This window comes from Haemophilus parainfluenzae (genome assembly GCF_014931275.1).
Taxonomy (GTDB): Bacteria; Pseudomonadota; Gammaproteobacteria; order Enterobacterales; family Pasteurellaceae; genus Haemophilus_D.
The window spans coordinates 523,578-540,681 of the sequence record NZ_CP063110.1; the positions used below are offsets into that span (position 1 = coordinate 523,578).

17 protein-coding genes are annotated in these 17,104 nt (G+C 39.1%); 2 read left to right on the forward strand and 15 right to left on the reverse strand.

Features of this window, described 5'->3' with window-relative positions; translation table 11 throughout:
* The first annotated feature begins 50 nt into the window (after positions 1-50).
* Positions 51-1,592, forward strand: a complete 1,542-nt coding sequence (gene ilvA / locus INQ00_RS02565) for a threonine ammonia-lyase, biosynthetic (protein WP_197547220.1) — start codon at positions 51-53, stop codon at positions 1,590-1,592.
* Positions 1,593-1,650: 58 nt separating this feature from the next.
* Here the strand turns inward: ilvA and INQ00_RS02570 are convergent, their stop codons facing one another.
* The 13 genes from INQ00_RS02570 to INQ00_RS02630 form a co-directional block, all read right to left on the reverse strand.
* Positions 1,651-2,079 (reverse strand): F0F1 ATP synthase subunit epsilon, encoded by a 429-nt coding sequence (locus INQ00_RS02570; protein WP_197547221.1) that lies wholly within the window; start codon positions 2,077-2,079, stop codon positions 1,651-1,653.
* Between the two features lie 30 nt (positions 2,080-2,109).
* Entirely contained in the window at positions 2,110-3,483 is a 1,374-nt protein-coding gene (gene atpD / locus INQ00_RS02575) for a F0F1 ATP synthase subunit beta (RefSeq protein ID WP_111315336.1), read from the reverse strand.
* Between the two features lie 16 nt (positions 3,484-3,499).
* Positions 3,500-4,369: a F0F1 ATP synthase subunit gamma gene (gene atpG / locus INQ00_RS02580; RefSeq protein ID WP_197547222.1), complete on the reverse strand. Its 870-nt coding sequence runs from the start codon at positions 4,367-4,369 to the stop codon at positions 3,500-3,502.
* Between the two features lie 18 nt (positions 4,370-4,387).
* Complete coding sequence (gene atpA / locus INQ00_RS02585; protein WP_197547223.1) at positions 4,388-5,929, reverse strand: F0F1 ATP synthase subunit alpha; 1,542 nt, start codon at positions 5,927-5,929, stop codon at positions 4,388-4,390.
* A 12-nt stretch (positions 5,930-5,941) separates the two neighbouring features.
* Positions 5,942-6,475 (reverse strand): F0F1 ATP synthase subunit delta, encoded by a 534-nt coding sequence (atpH, locus tag INQ00_RS02590; protein WP_197542617.1) that lies wholly within the window; start codon positions 6,473-6,475, stop codon positions 5,942-5,944.
* 12 nt (positions 6,476-6,487) lie between these two features.
* Complete coding sequence (gene atpF / locus INQ00_RS02595; RefSeq protein ID WP_197547224.1) at positions 6,488-6,958, reverse strand: F0F1 ATP synthase subunit B; 471 nt, start codon at positions 6,956-6,958, stop codon at positions 6,488-6,490.
* A gap of 49 nt (positions 6,959-7,007) precedes the next feature.
* Positions 7,008-7,262: a F0F1 ATP synthase subunit C gene (atpE, locus tag INQ00_RS02600; protein ID WP_005629249.1), complete on the reverse strand. Its 255-nt coding sequence runs from the start codon at positions 7,260-7,262 to the stop codon at positions 7,008-7,010.
* A 54-nt stretch (positions 7,263-7,316) separates the two neighbouring features.
* A complete protein-coding gene (gene atpB, locus INQ00_RS02605; RefSeq protein WP_075916789.1) occupies positions 7,317-8,105 on the reverse strand; it encodes a F0F1 ATP synthase subunit A in 789 nt (262 codons plus the stop codon).
* Positions 8,106-8,136: 31 nt separating this feature from the next.
* Positions 8,137-8,511: an ATP synthase subunit I gene (locus INQ00_RS02610; RefSeq protein ID WP_197547225.1), complete on the reverse strand. Its 375-nt coding sequence runs from the start codon at positions 8,509-8,511 to the stop codon at positions 8,137-8,139.
* Between the two features lie 140 nt (positions 8,512-8,651).
* Positions 8,652-9,263, reverse strand: a complete 612-nt coding sequence (gene rsmG / locus INQ00_RS02615) for a 16S rRNA (guanine(527)-N(7))-methyltransferase RsmG (RefSeq protein ID WP_111327429.1) — start codon at positions 9,261-9,263, stop codon at positions 8,652-8,654.
* A gap of 169 nt (positions 9,264-9,432) precedes the next feature.
* Positions 9,433-11,322: a tRNA uridine-5-carboxymethylaminomethyl(34) synthesis enzyme MnmG gene (gene mnmG, locus INQ00_RS02620; RefSeq protein ID WP_197547226.1), complete on the reverse strand. Its 1,890-nt coding sequence runs from the start codon at positions 11,320-11,322 to the stop codon at positions 9,433-9,435.
* A gap of 430 nt (positions 11,323-11,752) precedes the next feature.
* Positions 11,753-12,190, reverse strand: coding sequence for an FMN-binding protein MioC (gene mioC / locus INQ00_RS02625; protein WP_197542622.1), 438 nt, complete (start codon positions 12,188-12,190; stop codon positions 11,753-11,755).
* A 51-nt stretch (positions 12,191-12,241) separates the two neighbouring features.
* Positions 12,242-12,460: a cell division protein ZapB gene (locus tag INQ00_RS02630; RefSeq protein ID WP_049370030.1), complete on the reverse strand. Its 219-nt coding sequence runs from the start codon at positions 12,458-12,460 to the stop codon at positions 12,242-12,244.
* A 143-nt stretch (positions 12,461-12,603) separates the two neighbouring features.
* Here INQ00_RS02630 and glpX point away from each other — a divergent pair, with 143 nt between their 5' ends.
* Positions 12,604-13,617 carry a class II fructose-bisphosphatase gene (glpX, locus tag INQ00_RS02635; protein ID WP_197547227.1) on the forward strand — a complete coding sequence of 338 codons (1,014 nt, stop codon included), beginning with the start codon at positions 12,604-12,606 and terminating at the stop codon, positions 13,615-13,617.
* 59 nt (positions 13,618-13,676) lie between these two features.
* Here the strand turns inward: glpX and mutS are convergent, their stop codons facing one another.
* Positions 13,677-16,259 (reverse strand): DNA mismatch repair protein MutS, encoded by a 2,583-nt coding sequence (mutS, locus tag INQ00_RS02640; RefSeq protein WP_197547228.1) that lies wholly within the window; start codon positions 16,257-16,259, stop codon positions 13,677-13,679.
* 84 nt (positions 16,260-16,343) lie between these two features.
* A complete protein-coding gene (locus INQ00_RS02645; protein ID WP_049364256.1) occupies positions 16,344-17,060 on the reverse strand; it encodes an MgtC/SapB family protein in 717 nt (238 codons plus the stop codon).
* Positions 17,061-17,104: the final 44 nt, after the last annotated feature.

The window sequence follows — 17,104 nt, forward strand, 5'->3', positions numbered from 1 at the left end:
TAAAAATAAAGAAAAAATTAACCGCACTTCATCATAACAAATTAAGTATCATGAAAAATTTACTTACCAATCCTCAACCCTCTCAATCGGATTATGTTAACGCGATTGTTAAACTTGGCTCTAGAGTATATGAAGCCGCTACTGTAACCCCGCTACAAAAAATGGGGAAATTATCTGACCGTCTGCATAATAATATTTGGATTAAACGTGAAGACCGCCAGCCAGTAAATAGCTTTAAGCTGCGTGGTGCTTATGCAATGATTTCTAGCCTTTCTGATGAACAAAAACAGGCTGGTGTTATTGCTGCTTCTGCGGGCAATCATGCGCAAGGCGTAGCATTATCAGCGAAACAACTCGGGCTAAAAGCATTGATCATTATGCCACAAAACACACCAAGCATTAAAGTGGATGCTGTCCGTGGATTTGGTGGCGAAGTGTTGCTACACGGAGCTAATTTTGATGAAGCCAAAGCCAAAGCTATTGAGCTTTCAAAATCTAAACATATGACATTTATTCCGCCGTTTGATCATCCATTGGTGATCGCGGGTCAAGGCACGTTGGCAATGGAAATGCTGCAACAAGTGGCTGATTTGGATTATGTCTTTGTGCAAGTTGGTGGTGGTGGCCTTGCGGCTGGCGTAGCCATTTTACTCAAACAATTTATGCCGGAAATTAAAGTGATCGGTGTCGAGTCCAAAGATTCAGCCTGTTTGAATGCCGCTTTAGAAAAAGGTGAACCTACAGATTTAGCTCACGTTGCTCTATTTGCTGACGGTGTAGCAGTAAAACGCATTGGTGATGAGACATTCCGTTTATGCCAGAAATATTTAGATGGAATGGTGTTGGTGGATAGCGATGAAGTTTGTGCCGCAATGAAAGATTTATTCGAAAATGTGCGTGCGGTATCAGAACCATCTGGTGCATTAGGTTTAGCCGGTCTGAAAAAATACGTCAAACAGCACAATATTCAAGGCAAAAACATGGCAGCGATTTTATCTGGTGCTAACCTAAACTTCCATACATTACGTTATGTTTCAGAGCGTTGCGAAATTGGTGAAAACCGTGAAGCTTTATTGGCTGTAACTATGCCTGAACAACCTGGCAGTTTCTTAAAATTTGCCCATGTCATCGGTAATCGTGCAGTAACAGAATTTAGTTATCGTTATGCAGATAACCAAAAAGCTTGCATTTTTGTTGGTGTGCGAACGACTAATGAAGCAGAAAAAGCAGACATTATTGCTGATTTAACGAAAAACGGTTTTGATGTTGAAGATATGTCTGATGACGACATTGCTAAAACACACATTCGTTACTTGATGGGCGGACGCGTTTCAAACCGTAATGAGCGACTTTATAGCTTTGAATTCCCAGAACAAAAAGGGGCTCTACTGAAATTCTTAGAAATATTAGGTAAACGTTGGAATATTTCATTGTTCCACTATCGTGCGCATGGTGCCGATTACGGTAATATCCTTGCAGCATTCCAATTAGAAGAAAAAGATAACGCAGAATTTGAGCAAGCTTTAACACAACTCGGCTATGTTTATGAAGATGTAAGTGAAAGTAAAGCTTATCGATATTTCTTAAGATAGAAATAGATAGAAATAAAAAGAGCGGTCAAAATGACCGCTCTTTTTTATTATCATAAACTTATCGTTTTGATTTAACGAGTTTTTCAGTAAGCTCATAAGCACGAAGTTTCGCTAACTCTCTAGAAAGTTTCGCTACAAGAAGCTCATAATCCACATCAGAAATGTGAGCCACAATATTTTCTTCAGCTTTGCGTTTTGCTTCAAGAATACGATCTGCATCTAACTCGCTACCGCGAATTGCAACATCGGCAAGCACAGTCACTACTTTAGGTTGAACTTCTAAGAAGCCGCCTGAAACATAGATAACTTCTTCTTTGCCATCTTCAAGGGTGAATTTAACAATCCCCGGCTTAATAGCCGTCATTAAAGGGGTGTGGTTTGGTAAAATACCAAGTTCACCTTCCACACCTGTTGCTTGGATTTGTTTCACAGCACCTTCAAAGATTTTTCGCTCTGCGCTGACTATTATTAGGTTAAATGTCGCCATTTTTGTTCTCCTTCAAATGACTTGAAGCGATTACATATTTTTGGCTTTTTCTAGCGCTTCGTCGATTGTACCGACCATGTAGAACGCTTGTTCTGGAATATGGTCGTATTCGCCGTCTAAAATACCTTTAAAGCCGCGGATAGTTTCTTTTAAAGAAACGTATTTACCTGGTGTACCGTTGAATACTTCAGCAACGAAGAACGGTTGTGATAAGAAACGTTCAATTTTACGTGCACGTGCTACCACTAATTTATCTTCTTCAGATAATTCGTCCATACCAAGAATTGCGATGATATCTTTCAATTCTTTATAACGTTGTAAGATACCTTGTACGCCGCGCGCTACATCATAGTGCTCTTGACCGATAACAAGTGGGTCTAATTGGCGTGAGGTTGAATCTAATGGGTCAACCGCAGGGTAAATACCTAAAGACGCAATTTGACGACTTAATACAACTGTTGAGTCTAAGTGCGCGAACGTTGTTGCTGGAGATGGGTCAGTTAAGTCATCCGCAGGTACGTATACCGCTTGTACAGAGGTGATAGAACCTGTTTTGGTTGAAGTGATACGTTCTTGTAGTACACCCATTTCTTCTGCTAATGTAGGTTGGTAACCTACCGCAGATGGCATACGACCTAATAACGCAGATACTTCAGTACCAGCAAGGGTATAACGATAGATATTATCCACGAAGAATAATACATCACGACCTTCATCACGGAATTTTTCAGCCATAGTTAAACCGGTTAACGCAACACGTAAACGGTTACCTGGTGGCTCATTCATTTGTCCGTAAACTAATGATACTTTATCTAATACGTTAGAATCTTTCATTTCATGATAGAAGTCGTTACCTTCACGAGTACGTTCACCTACACCCGCAAATACGGAGTAACCTGAGTGCTCGATCGCGATGTTACGGATTAATTCCATCATGTTAACGGTTTTACCTACACCCGCACCACCGAATAGACCTACTTTACCACCTTTTGCGAATGGACAAATTAAGTCGATAACTTTGATACCAGTTTCTAGTAATTCCGTACTGTTAGATTGTTCTTCATAGCTTGGTGCTGGACGATGGATAGCCCAATTTTCTTCCGCGCCAATATCACCTTGCTCATCGATTGGTTCACCCAATACGTTCATGATACGACCTAAAGTTTTTGTACCTACTGGAACTTGAATTGGGTTACCAGTGTTTTCTACTTTTAAGCCACGTTTTAAGCCGTCAGATGTACCTAATGCGATACAGCGAACTACACCGCCACCTAATTGTTGTTGAACTTCAAGGGTTAAACCTGATTCAACTTTTAATGCATCGTAAACTTTTGGTACTGCATCTTGTGGGAATTCAACGTCAATCACCGCACCGATGATTTGTACAATTTTTCCTGCTGACATTACCGTTCCTCTTTTATTAAATCGCTGCCGCGCCGGCGACGATTTCGTTTAATTCATTTGTAATACTTGCTTGACGAGCTTTATTGTAAACTAATCGCAAGTCATTGATTAAATTACCTGCATTATCAGTTGCCGCTTTCATTGCTACCATTCTAGCAGCTTGCTCGGAAGCAAGGTTATCTACCACAGATTGATACACTTGTGATTCCAAATAACGAGTAAGCAAACTGTCTAATAAGACTTTTGGCTCTGGCTCGTAAAGGTAATCCCAGGTGCTTTGTCTTTGCTCTAAATTATCGGTTTCTAATGCCGGTAATGGTATTAATTGTTGATAAACGGTTTTTTGTGCCATTGTATTAACGAATTTATTGTAGGCAATATAAACTGCATCTACTTTGCCGTCTTTATAGACATCAAACATGTCGTTTGCGACCCCGATTAAATCTTCCATTGCCGGATTATCACCCAAACCGGAAAGTTGTGCACGAACAGGTAATCCTAATGAGCGGAAAAAGCTGATACCTTTTGAGCCAATTAAGCCCAATTCAACAGTAACACCTTTATCTTTCCATTGTTTGATTTCTGTCATCACAGTTTTAAACAAGTTAATGTTCAAACCGCCACACATTCCGCGGTCAGTCGAGACCACTAAGATCCCGACTCTTTTTACTTCGCGTTGAATTAAAAATGGGTGTTTATAACCAACAGTTGCTTTAGAGACGTGGCTGATAACATTTCGTATTGTTTCAGAATACGGACGAGAAGCAGCCATACGATCTTGCGTTTTACGCATTTTCGAGGTTGCCACCATTTCCATTGCCTTAGTAATTTTTTGTGTACTTTGTACACTGGCAATTTTGGTTTTTATCTCTTTTGCACCTGCCATCTTATTTCTCCGTTACTTTTACCACGCGCTGTTGGCTTTAAAGTTATCCAAAATCGCTTTCAATGATGCTTTAACTTCATCATTGTAGTTACCGGTTTTGGTCAATTCAGCCATAAACTCGCTGTGGTTACGGCGAGCATAATCTAAAAGTGCGGCTTCAAAATTTGCAATTTTTTGCAATTCCACATCTTCTAAATAGCCAAACTCAACCGCGAAAAGCAACACAGATTGGTCTGCTACGCTAAGCGGTACATATTGTTTTTGTTTCAATAATTCAGTGACTTTTTCACCGTGAGAAAGTTGTTTACGGGTTGCATCATCAAGGTCAGATGCGAACTGAGCAAATGCCGCTAATTCACGATATTGAGCCAATGCAGTACGGATACCACCAGCTAATTTTTTCACTACTTTAGTTTGTGCAGAACCACCCACACGAGATACCGAAATACCAGGGTTTACCGCAGGACGAATACCAGCATTAAATAAGTTAGATTCTAAGAAAATCTGACCATCGGTAATCGAAATTACGTTGGTTGGAACGAATGCAGAAACGTCACCCGCTTGAGTTTCAATAATAGGAAGAGCGGTTAAAGAACCTGTTTTTCCTTTTACTGCGCCTTGAGTAAATTTCTCTACGTATTCTTCATTTACACGTGCTGCACGTTCAAGTAAACGTGAGTGTAAGTAGAATACGTCACCTGGATATGCTTCACGACCTGGTGGACGACGTAATAATAATGAAATTTGACGATAAGCAACGGCTTGTTTTGATAAGTCATCATAAACAATTAACGCATCTTCACCGCGATCACGGAAATATTCACCCATTGCACAACCTGAGTAAGGTGCAAGGTATTGTAATGCCGCTGATTCAGACGCTGACGCTGCAACAACGATAGTATTTTCAAGCGCACCATGTTCTTCTAATTTACGTACTACGTTTGCGATAGTCGAAGCTTTTTGGCCGATCGCAACATAGATACATTTAATACCTGAATCACGTTGGTTGATGATTGCGTCGATTGCTAATGCTGTTTTACCTGTTTGACGGTCACCGATGATTAACTCACGTTGACCACGACCGATTGGCACCATTGAGTCAACCGCTTTATAACCAGTTTGTACTGGTTGATCAACAGATTTACGATCGATAACACCTGGCGCAATAACTTCAACAGGAGAGAAACCATCGTTTTCAATTTCGCCTTTGCCATCGATTGGTTGACCAAGTGTGTTTACCACACGCCCTAATAAACCACGACCAACTGGTACTTCAAGAATACGGCCAGTACATTGTACTTCCATACCTTCCGCTAAGTCTGCGTAAGGACCCATTACTACCGCACCAACAGAATCACGTTCAAGGTTAAGTGCCATTGCGTAACGGTTGCCTGGTAAGGCGATCATTTCGCCTTGCATCACATCGCTTAAACCGTGAACACGAATAATCCCATCACTTACAGAAACAATTGTCCCTGTATTACGGGCTTCGCTCACCACGTCGAATTGAGCGATGCGTTTTTTAATCAATTCACTAATTTCAGTTGAATTTAGTTGCATCTTGTATTCCTCTTATAATTGCAACTCATTTGCGAGACGAGCAAGTTGCCCACGGCTACTTCCGTCAATCACAAAGTCTTCAGTACGAATAACCACACCGGCAATCAGTGAGCTATCTACGTTGCAATTTAATTTTACTTTGCGAGCTAATCTCTTTTCCATTGCAGCTGCAATTTTTTCGATTTGTGTTGCATTCAATGGTTGTGCGGAAGTTACTTCAACTTCTGCAATAGCTTGGTGTTCTTCTACATAATGTTTAAATTCTTCAAACACGGTAGGAATCGCACTCAAACGCTTATTTTCAGCCATTAACCGAATAAGATTTTGCCCATATTGATCCAATTGTTCGCCACAAATAGAAATTACTGTATTAGCTAATTTCTGTGCAGAAAGAGAACTACTTAAGTAAGCTTTTACCGTTTCATCTTCAGCTACGGCAGCAGCAAAACCTAACATTTCAGTCCATTTTTCGACCGCACTTTGTTCAATGGCAAAGTCGAATGCAGCTTTTGCATAAGGGCGAGCTATTGTAGTTAATTCTGACATAAGCTAAGCCTCTTATAACTCTGCAACTAATTTATCAATAATGTCATTGTTTGCCGCTTCATCAATAGAACGACCCACAATTTTCTCAGCACCAGCCACTGCTAATGAAGCCACTTTAACACGTAATTCTTCTTGAACACGTTTACGTTCTGCTTCTACTTCAGCATAACCTTGAGCAATAATTTTTGCTTTCAGTTCTTCGGCTTCTGCCTTCACTTCGTCTAACACTTCATTGCGACGTTTATTAGCAGCATCTAAAATATCTTGAGCTTGTACTTTTGCAGATAAAAGTTCTTGTTCCACAAGATTTTTAGTATCTGCTTGCTCTTTTTTCGCTGCTTCAGCTGACGCTAACGCGTTCGCAATTTGGCTTTGACGTGTTTCAATCGCATTAATAATTGGTGGCCAAACAAACTTCATGCAGAACCACACGAAAAGTGCGAACGCAATAAGTTGACCAATCAATGTTGCATTTAAATTCACAACGTCCTCCTTACTATGCTTGTTTTACGTTGATAAGCAAATAAGGTGATTAGTGTAATAAACCGATGAATGGGTTTGCGAAAATGAAAAGTAATGAAATACCAACAGCAATCATTGCAATCGCATCCAAAAGACCTGCCACGATAAACATTTTAGTTTGTAGGCTAGATGCTAATTCAGGTTGACGAGCAGATGATTCTAAGAATTTACCACCTAAGATCGCAAAGCCGATTGCAGTACCTAATGCAGCAAATGCAAGAAGGATTGATGCACCAATGATTGTCGCTGTAATTACAGTTTCCATAATGTTCTCCAATAGAAGTTAAGTTTAGCCCTAGAGCCGGTTAATAAAAAATGATTAATGATCTGCTTTGTTATAAGCAATACTTAAATAAACGACCGTTAACATCATAAAGATGAATGCTTGTAACGTAATAATCAAAATATGGAAAATAGCCCAAGCAAGGTGTAACGGAATTCCCAATGCCGCGATGGCCACATTTGCAGAGTACATCACAGCGATAAGAACAAAGATTAATTCCCCTGCATACATATTACCGAATAGACGGAAAGCAAGAGAAATAGGTTTTGCTAATAAAGTTACGGTTTCAAGAATAAAGTTTACTGGAATAAACACCCAATGATTAAAAGGATGAAGTGTATATTCTTTCGCTAAACCACTAAAACCTTTTGATTTAACTGTATAGAAAAGAATAAGGAAGAATACGCAGATCGACATACCTAAGGTTGCGCTGATATCTGCTGTTGGCACGGCTCTTAAGTAATGAATACCAAAGAGGCTGGCAAGTTGAGGAGGAAAATCAACAGGAATTAAGTCGATAGCATTCATAATGAATACCCAGCAGAAAATGGTTAAAGCAATTGGTGCTACCACATTACGCGGGCCATGAAAGTTTTCTTTCACAATGCCATCAACCCAACCTACGACAATTTCAACCAAACATTGCATTTTGCCCGGTACGCCTGTCGTTGCATTTTTTGCAACGCGAGAAAAAATAAACAGGAAAATCACTGCAGACACGATCGAGAAAAAGAGCGTATCAACATGAACGTTCCAGAAACCATCACCTGTTTTTAAGAAGGTCAAATGGTGGCCAATATATTCGGAAGTCGTTTGTCCAGACATAGTCAACCCTTTGTAGAAAAAAGAAAAAAATTTAAGATTTATTTAACAAAAACGGAATAAAATTATTCAACGCTAATGCCGTAAAAAAACCAACAAAAAACAAAATAAAATGTGAGATAGAAAGCCATTTAAAGGACACACCCACAAGCACAATCGTCAGCATAAATTTCAATGCTTCACCACGATAAAATGCTGTTAATTTTGTTGAGAAATCTTGTTTACGAAAAAAAACAATATAAGCAAAAGCACAAAATGGCACAAAAGCACAGATAAATCCTAAACTAAAATCTACCGCACTTTCACCTTGCCAAAGCGTAACTAACAAACCAAAAACAACAAGACAAACTGATTCAATGATCATCGCTTTTTGATATCGATTTTTGGCCTGCGTTAAAACCTTAGACATTATCTTATTTTTTTAAAATACAAAAACTACCTAATTATACCCGTGCTACAAAGAGTTTCAACTTTTAAACCACTAAAAAATGTTAAACAAATCACACTTTTAAAAAATAATTAACAAAATAGTCATAAAAAAAGTGTGTTTTATCGTAAAACGATTAAATGTCGCTCACCTATAAGCTCTGGTACATGCAAAGTTATCACGTCTTTTACTTCGAATTTTTTATCTAATTCTTGAACTTCATCTTCGTGATAAATGCCTTTTAAAGCATAAAAATATCCATCTTGTTTTGGCAAATGATGACACCAATCTGTCATATCTTTTAACGAAGCAAATGCACGACTTAATACACCGTCGAATTTTTGTTCAGGTTGGTATTCCTCAACGCGACTAAGAACAGGTTCTACATTTGTTAGTCCTAACTCACGTACTGCATTTCGAATGAAGCTAATGCGCTTGCCTAAGCTATCTAACAAGACAAATTGCTTAGTGGGGTTAATAATGGCCAAAGGCAGTCCTGGCAAGCCTGGACCTGTTCCCACATCAATAAAACGATCCCCTTGTAAATAAGGACTAACAACAATACTATCTAAGATATGTTTTACTAACATCTCTTGCGGATCACGCACAGAAGTTAAATTATAAGCCTTGTTCCATTTATGGAGTAATTGTACCAACTGAATCAGCTGATCTTTTTGTAGATCGGTTAATTGAATTTCTGCTTGAGCCAGTAAATTTTCGAGTTTTGCTTTCATTTTTCTATCTATCTTGTCTGTTTGTCGTCATTCTACTTGAAAGTGCGGTTAAAATCCTTAGTGTTTTATTTCAGCAAAAATTTAGCCTACTAATTACATCTTTTTAATTTGTAATATAAAAAAGTGCGATGAAAATTCACCGCACTTTTGCTTTCAATACCTGAGAAGTTTACTCCCCACGTTTTAGCATGCCTTGTTTTTTCAAATTCACCAGAATAATTGAAATTGCTGCAGGAGTAACGCCTGAAATTCGACTTGCTTGGCCAATGGAAACCGGACGATGCTGTTCTAACTTCGCACGTACTTCATTAGATAAACCAGACACTTTGCTGTAATCAAAGTTAGCTGGAATTGCCGTATTTTCGTGGCGTTTTTGTTTTTCAATTTCTTCTTGTTGATGCTCAATATAGCCTTGATACTTAATAGCAATTTCCACTTGTTCTACGGCTTCTCGGTCTTCCATTGCCGGTTTGTATGGAGTTAAAGAAGTCAAAATATCGTAGGTCATTTCTGGACGGCGCAATAAATCTTCACCGCTGGCCTCACGCACAAGTGGGCTGCCAAGCACTTTATTCGCTTCTTCTAAATATTCAGAGCGTGGATGCAGCCAAATGCTGCGTAACCGTTGGCGTTCTTGTTCAATATTTTCCATTTTTTGATTAAAGCGCGCCCAGCGAGCCTCATCAATCAAACCTAATTCATGGGCAATTGGCGTTAAACGAATGTCTGCATTGTCTTCACGTAATAACAAACGGTATTCAGCACGAGAAGTGAATACACGATACGGTTCTTTGGTACCAAGCGTACAAAGGTCATCCACCAATACGCCTGTATAAGATTGATCGCGACGTGGATACCATGCATCTTTTTCTTGTACGTAAAGACCTGCGTTAATCCCCGCTAATAAGCCTTGTGCCGCCGCTTCTTCATAACCGGTTGTACCGTTAATTTGACCTGCAAAGAATAAACCCGAAATCGATTTAGTTTCTAACGTTGGTTTTAAGTCACGTGGATCAAAATAATCATATTCAATGGCATAACCTGGTTTAATGATGCGAGCTTTTTCCAAACCTTTCATAGAATTCACAATGCCCATTTGCACGTCAAACGGCAAACTGGTAGAAATTCCATTTGGATACACTTCATTACTGGTTAAGCCTTCTGGTTCCAAATAAATTTGATGTGAATTACGATCCGCAAAACGCATCACTTTATCTTCAATGGATGGACAATAACGCGGACCAATCCCTTCAATCACACCGGTATACATTGGACTGCGATCCAAGTTATTACGGATCACTTCATGGGTTTGTTCATTAGTATGGGTGATATAACAAGGAATTTGTTGAGGGTGATCATTCACTGATCCCATAAAAGAGAATACAGGCAACACCTCATCACCATGCTGTTTAGCTAAAATATCAAAATTGATCGTGCGTGCATCAATACGCGGTGGCGTACCCGTTTTTAAACGATCAACACGTAAATTAAGATCACGTAAACGATGAGAAAGTGTAACAGATGCCGGATCACCTGCACGACCGCCTTCATAATGTTCTAAACCAATATGGATCTTACCCGCTAAGAAAGTACCGGCAGTTAAAATAACTGATTTCGCACGGAATTTAAGTCCCATTTTAGTTTCCACACCACAAACGCGATCTTGCTCAATTAAAATATCGGTCACTTCTTGTTGGAAAATGTCTAAATTTGGTTGGTTTTCAAGTGCGATGCGTACCGCTTGACGATATAACACACGGTCAGCTTGAGCACGAGTTGCACGTACAGCAGGCCCTTTACTGCTGTTTAAAGTACGAAATTGAATACCCGCCTTATCTGCAGCATGCGCCATTAAGCCGCCCATAGCATCCACTTCTTTCACTAAATGGCCTTTACCAATGCCGCCAATGGCTGGGTTACATGACATTTGTCCAAGGGTATCGACATTATGTGTCAATAATAGGGTTTTTAATCCCATACGTGCTGGTGCTAATGCGGCTTCTGTACCGGCATGACCGCCACCAACAACGATCACATCATAATTTTCGGTGTAAAACATATCTCTCTCTTCGTCTTCAATTTGATCTTCGATCTAAAAATAGGCGCTATTCTACTGAAAATTACGTGTGCTTGAAAGTAAGAATTCAATCTGTGATAAGAGAAGATCGAGAGGTAATAAAGATAAGATCTATTTATATATAAAGATCTTATTATTGTTACTATTAAGATCCTTTTATATTGTTAATAAGATCCTTTTCCTTTTTTAAATGAAGAAGTTAGATCATTTTAGACTGTGTTGAAATGTCATCAGTTTGGAGGCTTTTTCTTGTGGATAACCTTGAGTTTTATCCACAGTTAAAACAATCATCATATTTACTCAGTGGAAAAGAACAAGTTTTTGACAGGTTTTAGTAAAGTTATCCACAGGTAATTTTTTTTGATAATGGATAAAGAAAAAGCAATAAACTCAAATTATCGCTTTATTATGACTAAAGTGCATTTATAAATTGTGGTAGCCAATCTTCCGCAAATTGTTCTTGATCATCAACATGCAAGACATCGATTTTTAAACTCTCGCAAATTTTGACCGCACTTTTTTCACTTAATTGTGTTTCGACTTTATTCACGGCATGACAGAATGTATCGTAATCTGAATTGCCTAAGCCTACAACGGCAAAGCGGAGGGAAGAGAAATCTTTATCTGATGCCGCAATTTGTTCAAAGAGTGGTTTTAAATTATCAGGCAATTCACCTGCGCCATGTGTTGAAGTGACAATTAACCAAATATTTTCATCAATCACATCATCAAGTTCTGGTCCGTGGAAAAGTGCGGTAGAAAAATCTTGTGTTTTTAGCACATCTTCTAAATGTTCCGCCACATATTCAGCGCCGCCTAACGTGCTGCCTGAAATCACGCAAATATTCATATTGTTTCCTAATAAGAAAAAAGGCTTAGATTTTCTAAGCCTTTATAGTCATTATACGTTGTCGAATTTACCCAACAATGAACGAATGTGTTCTTGCCAGTTGCGGTGTTCATTTTTAAGTTGCTCGTTTTCATGTTGCAACGCTTCTACCGCTTGTTGAGATTGATTTTTTTGTTCTTTTAATTCTTCCACTTCAAGTTGAAGTAATTGAATGGTTTCTACTGCTTGTCTAATTTTTTCTTCAAGCTGATCTAAAATTTCTAAAGACATAGTGATTTCCTTTTTTAAAATAAGTCCGAAACGGCTTTATTCTACCCACTTAATCCTATTTTTAAAAGCCTCTTGTCAAAAATTATTATGCAAACGTTTGCTTAGTGATAAAATAGCGAGACTTTTTGCATTGGGAGAGAAAAATGAATCGTGCATTAGCTATTGAATTTTCAAGAGTAACCGAAGCGGCTGCATTAGCGGCTTATACTTGGCTTGGACGTGGTAATAAAAATGCAGCAGATGATGCGGCAGTCAAAGCCATGCGTTATATGCTGAATTTAATCCATATGGACGGTGAAATTGTGATTGGTGAAGGGGAAATTGACGAAGCGCCAATGCTTTATATTGGCGAAAAAGTAGGTTCTGGTAACGGTGAACTCGTTTCTATTGCGGTTGATCCTATTGATGGTACAAGAATGACAGCAATGGGCCAATCAAATGCCATTTCAGTGTTGGCTGCTGGTGGTAAACGTACCTTCTTAAAAGCACCTGATATGTATATGGAAAAATTGGTCGTCGGCCCTGAAGTGAAAGGCATGATTGATTTAAGTTTACCAATTGAACAAAACCTTCGCCGTGTAGCTTCTCGTTTAGGTAAATCCTTATCGGATTTAACGGTGATGGTACTCGCTAAACCACGTCATGATGAAGTGATTAAGCAAATGCATAATCTAGGTATTCGTGTGATGGCTATTCCAGATGGTGATGTTGCCGCTTCGGTTTTATGTTGCTTACCGGATGCTGAAGTGGATATTGTTTATGGCATTGGCGGTGCACCTGAAGGTGTGGCAGCTGCCGCTGCAATTCGTGCATTAGGTGGGGATATGCAAGCTCGTCTTATTCCACGTAATGAAGTGAAAGGCGATACAGAGGAAAACCGTAAAATTGCCGCTGAAGAAGTTCAACGTTGTGAAGCCTTAGGTGTGAAGGTCAATGAAATCTTAAAATTAGAAGATTTAGTGCGTGATGATAACCTTGTTTTTGCTGCAACGGGAATTACGCACGGTGAATTGCTCAAAGGAATTTCTCGCCGTGGAAACTTGGCAACGACAGAAACCTTATTAATTCGTGGTAAATCACGCACCATTCGTAAAATCCAATCCATTCATTATCTCGATAGAAAAGATTCTGAAATCTATGAGATTTTAAGAAATTAGTGAAAATAAAAGAGCGGTCATAAAAAACAATGAATTTTTTGACCGCTCTTTTTTATTTCTTACAGCATTTTCTTCAATTGATACAGATAAGCTAAGGCTTGTTTTGGACTTAATTCATCTGGATCAAGCTGCTCAATGGCTTCACGTAAAGCATCTGGCTCTGCTTCAAAAGCTAATTCACCTTGATATTGATTTAATGCTCTCAAATGTTGAATTTGTTGATCACCATTTTGTGCCGACAATTTTTCTAACTGATGTAATTTTTGCTTCGCCAGTTTAATCACGGATTGAGGCACACCAGCCAGCGCTGCAACAGCAAGACCATAACTTTTACTTGCAGCCCCGTCTTGAACCGCATGCATAAAGGCGATGGTATTGTTATGTTCTAATGCATCTAAATGAATATTAGCAATACCTTCAATTTGTTCTGGCAGTGCGGTGAGTTCAAAATAATGGGTCGCAAATAATGTAAGTGAACGGGTTTTCTTCGCTAACCATTCGGCACAAGCCCAAGCTAAAGAAAGCCCATCATAAGTAGACGTACCTCGTCCAATTTCATCAATCAGAACCAAACTTTGTGAAGTGGCTTGATGAAGAATGTTCGCCATTTCTGTCATTTCCACCATAAATGTAGAACGACCGGATGCTAAATCATCAGAGGCACCAATTCGAGTAAAAATCCGATCAATTTGCCCAATAACTGCGCTATCAGCCGGCACAAAACTGCCTATATAAGCCATTAACGTAATTAAAGCTGTTTGACGCATATAGGTACTTTTGCCGCCCATATTTGGGCCAGTAATAATCAGTAAATGACGCTGCTGATTGAGATTAACAGGGTTAGCAATAAAGGGGGCTTTTAAGACTTGTTCCACTACAGGATGACGACCATTTTCAATTTTTACGCCAATTTCATCGCTAAATTGTGGTGCAACATAATTTAAGGTTTCTGCTCGCTCTGCGAGGTTAACTAACACATCTAACTCAGACAATACCAAGCTGGCTAATTGTAATTGGCCTAAATATGGCAGCAATAAATCAAATAATTCATCATAAAGTTGCTTTTCTAAAGCAAGCGCCGCTCCTTTTGATTTTAAAACCTTGTCTTCATATTCTTTTAATTCAGGAATAATGTAGCGCTCGGCATTTTTTAATGTTTGACGGCGAACATAATGAATCGGTGCTTTATGAGCTTGCCCTTGGCTAATTTGAATGTAATAACCATGCACTGCATTAAAGCCAATTTTTAAGGTATCAATACCTGTGCTTTCTCGTTCACGTTGTTCTAAATTTTCTAAATATTGCGTTGCACCAGCGGAAAGGGTTCGCCATTCATCTAATTCTGCATTATAACCTTCAGCAATAACACCACCATCGCGAATTAATAACGGAGGAGTTTCAATAATTGCTTTTTGAAGTAGCTCGATTTGCGCGGAAAAATCATCAATTTGCGCGGAAAGTGCGGTCAAATTTGACGATGTTTTTGTATGAATCAGCGATTTTATCGGTTCAATTTGTTCTAATGCAGTACGTAAACGCGTGAGATCTCGAGGACGCGCAGAACGTAGTGCTACACGAGCAAGAATCCGTTCCATATCCCCCACTTGTTGCAAATAAGGCTGCAATTCGTGATACAAATCTTGCTCAATAATTTCACCAATGGTTTTTTGGCGTTTTAATAAAATGTCTGTTTGACGGATAGGCTGATGAATCCAACGTTTTAACAAACGGCTACCCATTGGCGTAACACATTTATCTAATACCGAAGCCAGTGTGTTTTCTGTACCACCCGCAAGATTTTGAGTGAGTTCTAAATTTCGGCGTGTTGCGGCATCTAATTGAATATTATCGTTATTTTGAATAACACTAATACTTTGAATATGTGGCAGAGAAGCACGTTGAGTTTCTTTTGCATATTGCAATAAACAGCCTGCTGCTGCCAAGCCAAGAGGTGATTTTTCTACACCAAATGCACGTAAATCTTTCGTACCAAATTGACGATTAAGTTCTGAAATCGCCGTACTAAGTTCAAATTCCCAAATTGGGCGACGGCGTAGGCCTTTATAATGTTCGATAATAGCCATTTCGGCAAAATCTTCACAATAAAGTAATTCTACGGGATTAATACGCTGTAATTCAGCTTGCAAGGCTTCTTTTGAATGAGGTTCACAAAGCTGGAAGCGTCCAGATGTCATGTCTAATGTAGCTAGACCGAATTTTTCTTTTTCCTGATAAACCGCCACAATTAAGTTATCTTGGCGTTCTGGTAAAAGCGCTTCGTCACTTACCGTACCTGGTGTCACAATTCGCACAATTTTTCGTTCAACCGGCCCTTTTGAGGTGGCAGGATCACCTACTTGCTCACAAATGGCTACAGGTTCACCTAATTGCACTAATTTTGCTAAATAACCTTCTACCGCATGATAAGGCACACCCGCCATGGGAATGGGATTACCTGCTGATTGTCCACGTTTAGTTAAAGAAATATCTAACAACGCTGCCGCTTTTTTTGCATCATCATAAAAAAGCTCATAAAAATCCCCCATTCGATAAAATAACAAAATGTCAGGATTTTCTGCTTTTAACTTGAGATATTGCTGCATCATCGGCGTATGCTGCTCGAAATTATCTTGTAAATTCATGACGTTATCCAGTTTAAGTATTTAACTTTTTGTCTAGCAAGTAGTGGTTTTACAATAGAAGTAATGTGTTACTTTAAGCTGATTTTAATTTTCTACATCCACACTCAAAACTTCATCTTCTGTTTTTAATAGCGTATAGACATCTTTTAGCATTTCATTATCAATGTTGTAGCATCGCACTTGCAAGCGAACTTCACCACTTGCTTGGTCTTTTACCGAGATATTTTCAATGCGGTAATCATGTTTCAATAATAAATCTGTCACCTTACTGATGCCGTTAGCGGAGCTCAGTTGAATGGCTAAACGAGTACGTTTTTTATAGGTTTTACGACGAACATAACGCTGCACAATCGGGCTGATACGGATGGCGATTAAAATCATTAAAGTGGCAATAATCGCATCAAAAATAAAACCAGCACCTGTTGCCACACCAATAGCTGCTGCAGCCCAGATGATTGCTGCAGTGGTTAAACCTGAAATAGCATCATTTTTCTTGTGCAAAATAACCCCTGCACCTAAGAAACCTATGCCACTGATTACTTGTGCGGCAAGTCGCATAGGGTCAGTTCGGATATTATCTGAAACTTGCGCATAATGTTCTGCGGCTTGAATGGATACAATCGTCAGTACACAAGTTGTCACCGCAATAATGGCGCAGGTTTTGACCCCAACCGGTTTATGTTTAAGTTCACGCTCTAAGCCAATAATCCCGCCAAGTACAAGTGCGAGTAGCATTTTCCCTAGGATAAGTAAATAAGCCGTCTGTTCAAGAGCGGTCGAAAAAAGAGAAGAATTTTCCATGTTAATAATGAATATGAGTAAATAAAAAACGGGCGTTATTCTAC

What these genes read in the sequence shown, in the direction of transcription:
- ilvA (WP_197547220.1), top strand. Translation starts at nt 51, where the DNA reads ATGAAAAATTTACTTACCAATCCTCAACCCTCTCAATCGGATTATGTT.
- INQ00_RS02570 (WP_197547221.1), bottom strand. Translation starts at nt 2,079, where the DNA reads ATGGCGACATTTAACCTAATAATAGTCAGCGCAGAGCGAAAAATCTTT.
- atpD (WP_111315336.1), bottom strand. Translation starts at nt 3,483, where the DNA reads ATGTCAGCAGGAAAAATTGTACAAATCATCGGTGCGGTGATTGACGTT.
- atpG (WP_197547222.1), bottom strand. Translation starts at nt 4,369, where the DNA reads ATGGCAGGTGCAAAAGAGATAAAAACCAAAATTGCCAGTGTACAAAGT.
- atpA (WP_197547223.1), bottom strand. Translation starts at nt 5,929, where the DNA reads ATGCAACTAAATTCAACTGAAATTAGTGAATTGATTAAAAAACGCATC.
- atpH (WP_197542617.1), bottom strand. Translation starts at nt 6,475, where the DNA reads ATGTCAGAATTAACTACAATAGCTCGCCCTTATGCAAAAGCTGCATTC.
- atpE (WP_005629249.1), bottom strand. Translation starts at nt 7,262, where the DNA reads ATGGAAACTGTAATTACAGCGACAATCATTGGTGCATCAATCCTTCTT.
- atpB (WP_075916789.1), bottom strand. Translation starts at nt 8,105, where the DNA reads ATGTCTGGACAAACGACTTCCGAATATATTGGCCACCATTTGACCTTC.
- INQ00_RS02610 (WP_197547225.1), bottom strand. Translation starts at nt 8,511, where the DNA reads ATGTCTAAGGTTTTAACGCAGGCCAAAAATCGATATCAAAAAGCGATG.
- rsmG (WP_111327429.1), bottom strand. Translation starts at nt 9,263, where the DNA reads ATGAAAGCAAAACTCGAAAATTTACTGGCTCAAGCAGAAATTCAATTA.
- mnmG (WP_197547226.1), bottom strand. Translation starts at nt 11,322, where the DNA reads ATGTTTTACACCGAAAATTATGATGTGATCGTTGTTGGTGGCGGTCAT.
- mioC (WP_197542622.1), bottom strand. Translation starts at nt 12,190, where the DNA reads ATGAATATTTGCGTGATTTCAGGCAGCACGTTAGGCGGCGCTGAATAT.
- INQ00_RS02630 (WP_049370030.1), bottom strand. Translation starts at nt 12,460, where the DNA reads ATGTCTTTAGAAATTTTAGATCAGCTTGAAGAAAAAATTAGACAAGCA.
- glpX (WP_197547227.1), top strand. Translation starts at nt 12,604, where the DNA reads ATGAATCGTGCATTAGCTATTGAATTTTCAAGAGTAACCGAAGCGGCT.
- mutS (WP_197547228.1), bottom strand. Translation starts at nt 16,259, where the DNA reads ATGAATTTACAAGATAATTTCGAGCAGCATACGCCGATGATGCAGCAA.
- INQ00_RS02645 (WP_049364256.1), bottom strand. Translation starts at nt 17,060, where the DNA reads ATGGAAAATTCTTCTCTTTTTTCGACCGCTCTTGAACAGACGGCTTAT.